The sequence below is a fragment of the Falsiroseomonas oryziterrae genome, assembly GCF_021864505.1.
Lineage (GTDB): Bacteria > Pseudomonadota > Alphaproteobacteria > Acetobacterales > Acetobacteraceae > Falsiroseomonas > Falsiroseomonas oryziterrae.
The window spans coordinates 1-7,913 of sequence record NZ_JAKJIB010000181.1 but is presented as its reverse complement, the minus strand read 5'-3'; the positions used below and the strand labels follow the sequence as shown (position 1 = coordinate 7,913).

Genomic DNA, 7,913 nt, shown 5'->3' with positions numbered 1-7,913 from the left:
GGCCTCGGCCTGCGCCTCGGCGGCGAGCTGCCAGCCGCGCGCCTCCGCCGCGCGGGCGGCGGCGAGGATCGCGGCGCGCTGCGGCTCGGTCAGCCCGTCGAAGGCGCGGCGGGAGACGAAGACGGCGTTCTTCGAGGTCGCGATGGAAGCGTTGATGAAGAAGCGGCTGTAGTCCCAGACCGCGGTGTCGGCGGCGACGGGGGCCGTGGTGAGCTGCGCCTGGATGATGCCGGTGGCGAAGGCCTGCGGCACCTCGGGCGCGGTGATCAGCGTGCCGGTGGCACCCAGCAGCTGGGCGAGCCGCGTCGAGATCGGCGAATAGGTGCGCAGCCGCATGCCGCGCAGCTGGGCGGGATCGGTGATGTTGACGTTGGCGGTGATCGCCACCTGCGGCCAGGGCGCCATGTAGAGCAGCATCAGGCCCTGGCGGGCGAGCCGCGCCTCGACGAAGGGGGCCTGCACGGCGGCGAGGCGGCGCGCATCGGCGAGGTTCTGCACGAGGCCGGGCACCGCATCGGCGTCGAAGAGCGGGTCCTCGTTGCCATAGGCGGTGAGCAGGATCTCGCCGATCTGCGCCTGGCCGGTCTGCACGCCGCGCTTGATCTGCGGCTGGGTCAGCAGGCTGCCGTTCGAGTGCAATGTGACCTGCACCGCGTTGTCGGTGCCGCGCGCGATCTCGGCGAGGAATTCGCGCAGGTTGCGCGTGTGGTAGTTGCCGTCGCCGAAGCCCGATGCGGCCTGCCAGCGCGCCGGCTGGGCGTGGGCCGGAATGGCGGCGGTGGCCGCGAGCGCGGCGAGGGTGGCGCGGCGGGTGATCGGCATCGCGAGGGTCCGGTTGCCTGGGCTCGGGGAGGGGCGCGACGCGCGAACCCCCACCCCGACCCTCCCCCGCTTCGCGGGAGAGGGAGAAGGGTGGTGCGGCGGGCGGCTCAGGTGCGGGCCGCGCGGCGATAGGACTCGATCAGGGCGCGGCCGTCATCGCCGGCGCGCTGCACCCATTCGTCGGTCATCTGTGTGCTGACGCGGCGCAGGCCCTCCATGAACTCGTTGGTCGGCGGGATCACCTGCATGCCCCGCTGGCCGAGCGTGCGCTCGGAGTTCACGCGGCTCTCCTCGCTCAGCTCGTAGCCGCGCACCTCGGCGCGCGCCGCCGCCGCGCGGACCTCCTGCTGGAGGTTGGCGGGGAGCGCCTCCATGGCGCGGCGCGACACCATCACGGCGTTCTTCGTCATGGTGAAGCCGAGCGGGGTGAAGACGCGGGCGTAGTCCCAGGCGGAGGTGTCGACGCCGGTCTGGGCGGAGGTGATCTGCGCCTGCACGACGCCGGTAGCGAAGGCCTGAGCGAGCTCGGCCGCCTGCACGAGCGTCGGCTGCGCGCCGACGATGGTGGCGAAGCGGTTGGTCGCGGGCGAGAAGGTGCGGAAGCGCAGGCCGCGCAGGCCCTCGATCGTGGTGACGGGCTGCTGAGCGTAGAGGCCGGCCGGCGGCCAGGGCACCATGTAGAGGAGCGAGAGGCCCTGGCGGGCGAGCCGCGCCTCGATGAAGGGGCGCTGCAGGTCGGACAGCCGCTTCGCCTCGGCGAGGTTGCTGACGAGCTGCGGGATGCTGTCGGCGTCGAAGAAGACGTCCTCGTTCGCGTAGGCCGCGAGCAGGATCTCGCCCAGCTGGACCTGGCCGGTCTGCACGCCGCGCTTGATCTGCGGCATCGGCAGCAGCGAGGCGCCGGAGTGGAGCTGGATGGTGATGCGACCGCCCGAGGCCTGCTGCACCTCCTCGAGGAAGGTGCGGATGTTGCGGGTGTGGAAGTTCCCGTCCGGATAGGGGGTCGCCATCTGCCAGCGGATCGGCTGGCCCTGGGCGGCGGCGCCGCGCGAGAGGGCGGGCGCCGCGATGGCGGCGCCCGTCAGGGCGAGAAGGTGGCGGCGGCTCGGCATGGGTGGGATCCCCCGGTATGTCGTCTGACCGGGTGCAGCTTCGCCGCCGGCCGCCGCGGCGGCAAGTGCCCCGTCGTCAGACGGGGTAGGCGCCCGGGTCCACGCCCGCCCCTTCGAGGAACTTCCGCATCGCCGCCACCTCGTCCTTCGAGAGGCTGTGGCGGCTGTCGTGGAAACCGTGCGTATGGCCGTTCAGCGTGACCTTGATCTGGCCGTGGCCGCCATGGCTGACCTCGGCGCCGAGTTCCTCGAAGACGGAAAGCACGTGCTTCGGGTCGATGTTGGCGCTGACCGGGTGCGCGAAGAGCGCGTGCAGCACCTTGCGGTGACGGTGGTTCATCCGGGACTCCCCATGGACTGGACGGGCCGAGTGTCGGCCCGCCCGGCCGGGTCGTCCTTGATGCGGATCAAGACGGGCGCGGCATCACTGCCCTGCCCTATCCGGCCGTCTCGACGTAGTGGCGCAGCTCCTCGGCCTCGTGCAGCGCCTCGTCGATGCGCGCCTTCACCAGGTCGCCGATCGAGATCATGCCGGCGAGGCGGCCGTCCTCCTCCAGCACGGGCAGGTGGCGGACGCGGCGGTCGGTCATGAGTTCCAGCGCCTCGGTGATGTGGGTGCGCGGGGTCACGGTGTGCAACGCGCGGGTCATGAGACGCGCGGCGGGCATGGTGACGGCGTCGCAGCCATGCGCGGCGATGCAGCGGACGATGTCGCGCTCGCTGACGATGCCGAGTACGTCGCCGCCGGCATCCTGCACGAGGACGGCGCCGATGCGCTTCTCCGACAGGATGCGGGCGATCGCGCCCACCTCGTCCTGCGCGCCGACCGAGACGACGCTGTTGCCCTTGCGGCGGAGGATGGTGGCGATGGTCATCGGCGCGCTCCTTCCAGGGGGCGGGGAGCGTGCCAGCGCGCGATCCCGCGAGGCAAGGAAAGGATGTGCTGCGGTGCAAGACACAGCCGGGGGTTGCGGCGGGAGGGGGGCGATGGAGGCGCTCGGCTTGGCGGAGGGCTGACCCCCACCCCGACCAGCCGGCGTATGCGGCGTTCCGCCGCAACTCTGGCGTCCGACGCCTTTGGCGTCGCCCCCCCAAGCGGGAGAGGGAGCAGCGAGCGCGGCGCGGCAAGACGAGCGCCGACCTTGCGGAATGCGGCCGCAAGGCGGCCGCCGCGCCGCGACTGTCAGTGCGGCCGGGTGCGCCATGCCTGCGGCGCGCCAGCGTCACGCGGGAGGCGTGCCTCCGGCACGACGCGCGCGGATGCGCGCGCCGGCGCCTGAGGCACCCTAGGCATTCGCAGCCTCGGCGCCGGCGAGCTGCGTGCGGACGAGCTCGGCGAAGCGGCCGCCCTGGCGCACCAGTTCGTCAAAGCCGCCGCGCTCCACCACCCGGCCGCCCTCGAACACCATGATCTCGTCGGCGTCGCGCACGGTGGAGAGGCGGTGCGCGATGATGAAGGTGGTGCGGCCCGCCATCAGCGCCTTGAGCGCCTTCTGCACCCGCGCCTCGGTCGCGGCGTCGAGGGCGCTCGTCGCCTCGTCGAGGATCAGCACGGGGGGATCCTTGAGCAATGCGCGCGCGATGGCGAGGCGCTGGCGCTGGCCGCCCGAGAGCTGCGCGCCGCGCTCGCCGATCAGCGTGTCGTAGCCATGCGGCTTGCGGCTGATGAACTCATGCGCCTCGGCCATGCGGCAGGCGCGCTCGACATCCTCCTGCGTCGCGTCGGGCCGGCCGACCAGCAGGTTGTCGCGGATCGAGCGGTTGAAGAGCATCGCTTCCTGGAACACCACGCCGACATTGCGGCGCAGGCTGTCGAGGCTGATGTCGCGCAGGTCGTGACCGTCGAGGGTGATGCGCCCGTCGACCGGATCCCAGAGCCGCTGCAGCAGCGCCATGGCGGTGGACTTGCCCGCGCCGGTCTGGCCGACCAGCGCGACGGTGCGGCCCGGGGGTGCGACGAAGTCGATGCCGTCCAGGATGCGCGGGCCGCCCGGATAGGCGAAGGCGACCTGCTCGAAGCGGACCTCGCCCGCGACGCGGCCGAGGCTGACCGCATTCGCCTTCTCCGGCACGGTGGTGCGGGCGTCGAGGACGGCGAAGAACTGCTCGATGGCCGGCATCTGGAAGACGAGGCGGGAGACGAAGGCGACCGCGCCTTCCAGGCGCGAGATCAGGAGCGTCGCGAAGCCCATGAAGGAGACGATCTCGCCGACGCTCGCCGCCCCCTGCAGGTGCAGCACGGTGCCGAGCAGGAAGATCGCGATGACGGTGATGGTGGCGGCGGCGCGCGTCATGACGGCGACGACGGCCCACCAGTTCAGGACGGGGAACTGGCGGTCGAGCACCTGGCGGACGATGTCGCCGAACAGCCGCGCCTCGGAGCTGAGGCGCGAGAAGGACTGCACCACGACGACGTTGGACAGCGCGTCCTGGGCGTTGCCGGCGAGCTCGGTGTGCAGCATCTCGACCTCGCCCTGCGCGGCCTCGGTCTTGCGGATCACGTAGGCCGAGACGAGGGCGAAGAGGATGACGAGGCCGATCAGCAGCAGGCCGAGCCGCCAGTTGAGGAAGAGCGTGAGCGGCAGCAGCACCAGCGCGCCGATGAAGGTGACCAAGTGGTCGCGGAAGAAGGAGAGCCAGAGGCCGAAGAGGTTGTCCGACCCCATCAGCATGATCTTCATCAGCCGCCCCGACTGGGTGTCGCCATGGAAGGAGAGCGGCAGGGCGAGGACGTGCTGGAAGTAGCGGCCCATCACCACGAGCCGGTTGCGGTGCGCCATGCGGTCCGACAGCAGCGCGACCGCCACGTTGGCGCCGATGGCCGAGAGCCCGACGGCGCCCCAGAGCGCGAGCAGCGCGAAGGCCTCGGCCCAGAGCTGCTCGCGGCTGATTCTGTCGGAGCGCGACAGCAGGTCGACGACGCGGCCGAACAGCACGGGCTCGAGGAAGGAGAGGCCGGCGAGCGCGAAGGCGGCGAAGGCCAACCCGATCGCCACCCAGCGATCGGGCGCGAGGAGCGCGAGCACCCTCCAGTACAGGCGAACAAAGTGCATGCGCGGTCCCCGTCCGACCCGCCGCGCCCCCCGGGCGGCCCTGGCCGGGACGCTCCAGAGGGGGCGTGGTGTCCTCGGGCCAAGCACTCGCGCGGAAGCCGCCGGCTTGCAAGCCGCGGCCAGTTTGCGGCAGGAACGCGGGACCAGCGTTGCAGCGGGACGCCAGTTCCCGCGCCGGAGGAGACAGAGATGCGCACCACCCGTCGCGCCGTGCTCGGCGCCAGCCTCGCCGCCCCCTTTCTCGTTCCGGCAGGAGCCCACGCCCAGGCTGCCTGGGCGCCGGCGCGCACGGTGCGCATCGTGGTGGGCTTCCCGCCGGCCGGAACCACCGACATCGCGGCGCGCCTCCTGGCGGAGCCGCTGGGCCGTCGCCTCGGGCAGCAGGCCGTGGTCGAGAATCGACCCGGTGCGGGCGGCAACATCGGGAACCAGGTCGTCGCCCAGGCCGAGCCAGACGGTCACACGCTGCTGATGCAGACGATCAGCGGCGGCGCGATCAACTATTCGCTGTATGGCCCCCGCATGCAGAACCGGCCCGAGGACCTCGCCGCGGTCGCGCTGATGCTCCGCGTGCCGAATGCGATCTTCGTCACGCCGAACCTGCCGGTGCGCACGCTGCGCGAACTGGTGGACTACGCCAAGGCGCGGCCCGGGCAGCTCAACATCGGGTCGTCCGGCATGGGCACCTCGCTGCACATGACGGGCGAGTTGCTGAAGCTGGAGGCCGGCATCGACATGACCCATGTGCCGTTCCGCGGCGCCGGCCCGATGCTGCAGGAGACGATCTCGGGGCGGATCGAGGTCGCGGTGGACAACCTGCCGAGCGTGATCGGCCACCTGCGCGAAGGCCGGCTCCGCCCGCTCGCGGTCACGACGCGGGAGCGCTCGCCGGCGATGCCGGAGGTGCCGACGACGGCCGAGGCCGGCTTCCCGGGCGTGGAGGCGACGGCGTGGTTCGGGGTGCAGGCGCCCGCGCGCACGCCGCGTGCGGCCATCCAGCGCATCTCCGACGAGGTGAACCAGATCATCCGCGAGCCGGACATGCAGCGCAGGCTCGCCGATCTCGGCGGCATGGCGCCGAATCTGACGCCGGACGGCGGCACCAGCCCCGAGACCTTCGAGGCCTTCATCCGGGCCGAGATCGCCAAGTGGGGCGAGGTGGTGCGGCGCTCCGGCGCGACCGCGGACTGATGAACTCCCCACGACGTCGCCTTCGGCGCCGCCGCGGGGGCCCCATCTTCATCCCCACGACGTCGCCTTCGGCGCCGCCGCAGGGGCCCCATCTACATCCCCACGACGTCGCCTTCGGCGCCGCCGCGGGGGCCCCGGTTTGGCGCCGCTCTTGCGCTGAAGGCTCATCCTGCCGAGGCGAAGCCTGGGCAGGGCAGCGGGGGACGGACGATTTGCGACGGGAGAGCTGGATGATCACGGTTGGACGCCGCGCGATGATGGGGGCGGCACTGGCGCTGCCGGCGTTGTCGCAGGCGCGTGCGCAGGGCGCCTGGGCGCCGTCGCGTCCGGTGCGGCTGGTGGTGCCGTTCCAGGGCGGCGGGGCGACGGACCTGACGGCGCGGCTGCTGGCGGAACGGCTCTCGCCGGTGCTCGGCCAGCCGGTGGTGGTGGACAACCGGCCCGGCGCGGGCGGGAACCTCGGGGCCGACCTGGTCGCGAAGTCCGACCCGGACGGGCACACGCTGCTGATGTGCACGATCGGCACGGCGAGCATCAACCAGTTCCTCTACAGCCGCATGCCCTACCGGCCGGAGGAGCTGGCCGCCGTCGCGCTGGTCAACCTCGTCGCCAACGGGATCCTGGTGAACCCGAACGTGCCGGCGCGGAGCTTCCAGGAGTTCGTGGCGCATGCGCGGGCCAATCCGGGGCGGCTGAACTACGGCACGCCGGGCAACGGCACCTCGGGCCACATGTCGGGCGAGTATCTGAAGGTGCGCGCCGGGATCGACCTGACGCACGTGCCCTATCGCGGCACCGGCGGCGTCATTCCCGACCTGATCTCCGGCACGCTGCAGGTCGCGGTGGACAACCTGCCGGCCTACATCCCGCATGTCCGCGAGGGACGCGTCCGGCTGCTGGCGGTCACCTCGCGCGATCGCTGGTTCACCGACCCGGAGGTGCCGACGGTGATCGAGAGCGGCATCGCCGGCTTCGAGGCGGTGGCGTGGTTCGGCGTGCAGGCGCCGGCGCGCATGCCGGCGGCGGCGCAGGAGCGCTACGCCGCCGCGATCCAGGAGATCATGCGCGATCCGGCGATGATCGCCCGGCTGCGCGAGATCGGCAGCGAGCCGCGCTTCCTCGGCCCCGCCGCCTTCGAGGCCTTCATCCGCGCCGAGAACGAGAAGTGGCGCGAGGTGGTGCGGGTCTCGGGCGCGAAGCTGGACTGAACGCCGTCAGGCCGCGTGCGCGACGGCGATCGCCGCGGCGGCGCGGGCGATCGCCTCGGCGCGCGCGACGTCCACCGTCTCGGGCCAGCGATCGTCGGGCGCGTGGAACCACGGGTTGTCGCCGATCAGGGAGAGGTAGCGGCCCTCCCGCTCCTCCACCTCATGCGCCTCGCCATTCGCCTTGCCGCCGGTGAACGGCTCGATCGCGGCGGGCGGGTGTCCGGCCGCGACCAGCGCCTCGGCCATGCGATCGGCGAGGCCGGGGACGTTGCTGCGCACGACCAGCCGCGCCGATCCGGCGCAGCCGAGATTGGCGCCGAGATGCAGCACCAGCGGCGCCTCCGGCACCAGGTCGGGGTCGGCGGCGAAGGCGCGCTTCGCGCCGACATGGCCGAGTTCATGCGCGCAGGTGGCGAGCGCGACAACCGCGCGCCGGCGCGGCGCGGCCGCGAGCGCGCGCAGCGCCTCGAGCCAGGCGAGGATGCCGCCCGCGCGCTCTGCCGTGCTGGTCCACCAGGAGGACCCCG

Annotated in this window: 8 protein-coding genes; 2 read left to right on the top strand and 6 right to left on the bottom strand. The window is 72.6% G+C overall.

Annotated features, from left to right (window positions below; all coding sequences use genetic code 11):
• From dctP to L2I40_RS14485, 5 genes are all read right to left on the bottom strand, one after another.
• The coding region (gene dctP, locus L2I40_RS14505) for a TRAP transporter substrate-binding protein DctP (protein ID WP_237215794.1) at positions 1-822 on the bottom strand (822 nt) is incomplete at its 3' end.
• Between the two features lie 107 nt (positions 823-929).
• Positions 930-1,934, bottom strand: a complete 1,005-nt coding sequence (locus tag L2I40_RS14500; RefSeq protein WP_237215792.1) for a TRAP transporter substrate-binding protein — start codon at positions 1,932-1,934, stop codon at positions 930-932.
• Between the two features lie 76 nt (positions 1,935-2,010).
• Positions 2,011-2,274: a hypothetical protein gene (locus L2I40_RS14495; protein WP_237215790.1), complete on the bottom strand. Its 264-nt coding sequence runs from the start codon at positions 2,272-2,274 to the stop codon at positions 2,011-2,013.
• A 97-nt stretch (positions 2,275-2,371) separates the two neighbouring features.
• Complete coding sequence (locus L2I40_RS14490) at positions 2,372-2,809, bottom strand: CBS domain-containing protein (protein WP_237215788.1); 438 nt, start codon at positions 2,807-2,809, stop codon at positions 2,372-2,374.
• 411 nt (positions 2,810-3,220) lie between these two features.
• Entirely contained in the window at positions 3,221-4,987 is a 1,767-nt protein-coding gene (locus tag L2I40_RS14485) for a glucan ABC transporter ATP-binding protein/ permease (RefSeq protein WP_272910966.1), read from the bottom strand.
• Positions 4,988-5,176: 189 nt separating this feature from the next.
• On the opposite strand from L2I40_RS14485, the gene L2I40_RS14480 reads away from it, so the two are divergent.
• The gene (locus tag L2I40_RS14480; RefSeq protein ID WP_237215776.1) at positions 5,177-6,178 is read left to right on the top strand and encodes a Bug family tripartite tricarboxylate transporter substrate binding protein; all 1,002 of its coding nucleotides are present in this window, start codon (positions 5,177-5,179) and stop codon (positions 6,176-6,178) included.
• Between the two features lie 230 nt (positions 6,179-6,408).
• Positions 6,409-7,386: a Bug family tripartite tricarboxylate transporter substrate binding protein gene (locus L2I40_RS14475; RefSeq protein WP_237215774.1), complete on the top strand. Its 978-nt coding sequence runs from the start codon at positions 6,409-6,411 to the stop codon at positions 7,384-7,386.
• Between the two features lie 6 nt (positions 7,387-7,392).
• Here the strand turns inward: L2I40_RS14475 and L2I40_RS14470 are convergent.
• Positions 7,393-7,913: hypothetical protein (locus tag L2I40_RS14470; RefSeq protein ID WP_237215772.1), on the bottom strand; the 521-nt coding region annotated here is incomplete at its 5' end.

What these genes read in the sequence shown, in the direction of transcription:
- L2I40_RS14500 (WP_237215792.1), bottom strand. Translation starts at nt 1,934, where the DNA reads ATGCCGAGCCGCCGCCACCTTCTCGCCCTGACGGGCGCCGCCATCGCG.
- L2I40_RS14495 (WP_237215790.1), bottom strand. Translation starts at nt 2,274, where the DNA reads ATGAACCACCGTCACCGCAAGGTGCTGCACGCGCTCTTCGCGCACCCG.
- L2I40_RS14490 (WP_237215788.1), bottom strand. Translation starts at nt 2,809, where the DNA reads ATGACCATCGCCACCATCCTCCGCCGCAAGGGCAACAGCGTCGTCTCG.
- L2I40_RS14485 (WP_272910966.1), bottom strand. Translation starts at nt 4,987, where the DNA reads ATGCACTTTGTTCGCCTGTACTGGAGGGTGCTCGCGCTCCTCGCGCCC.
- L2I40_RS14480 (WP_237215776.1), top strand. Translation starts at nt 5,177, where the DNA reads ATGCGCACCACCCGTCGCGCCGTGCTCGGCGCCAGCCTCGCCGCCCCC.
- L2I40_RS14475 (WP_237215774.1), top strand. Translation starts at nt 6,409, where the DNA reads ATGATCACGGTTGGACGCCGCGCGATGATGGGGGCGGCACTGGCGCTG.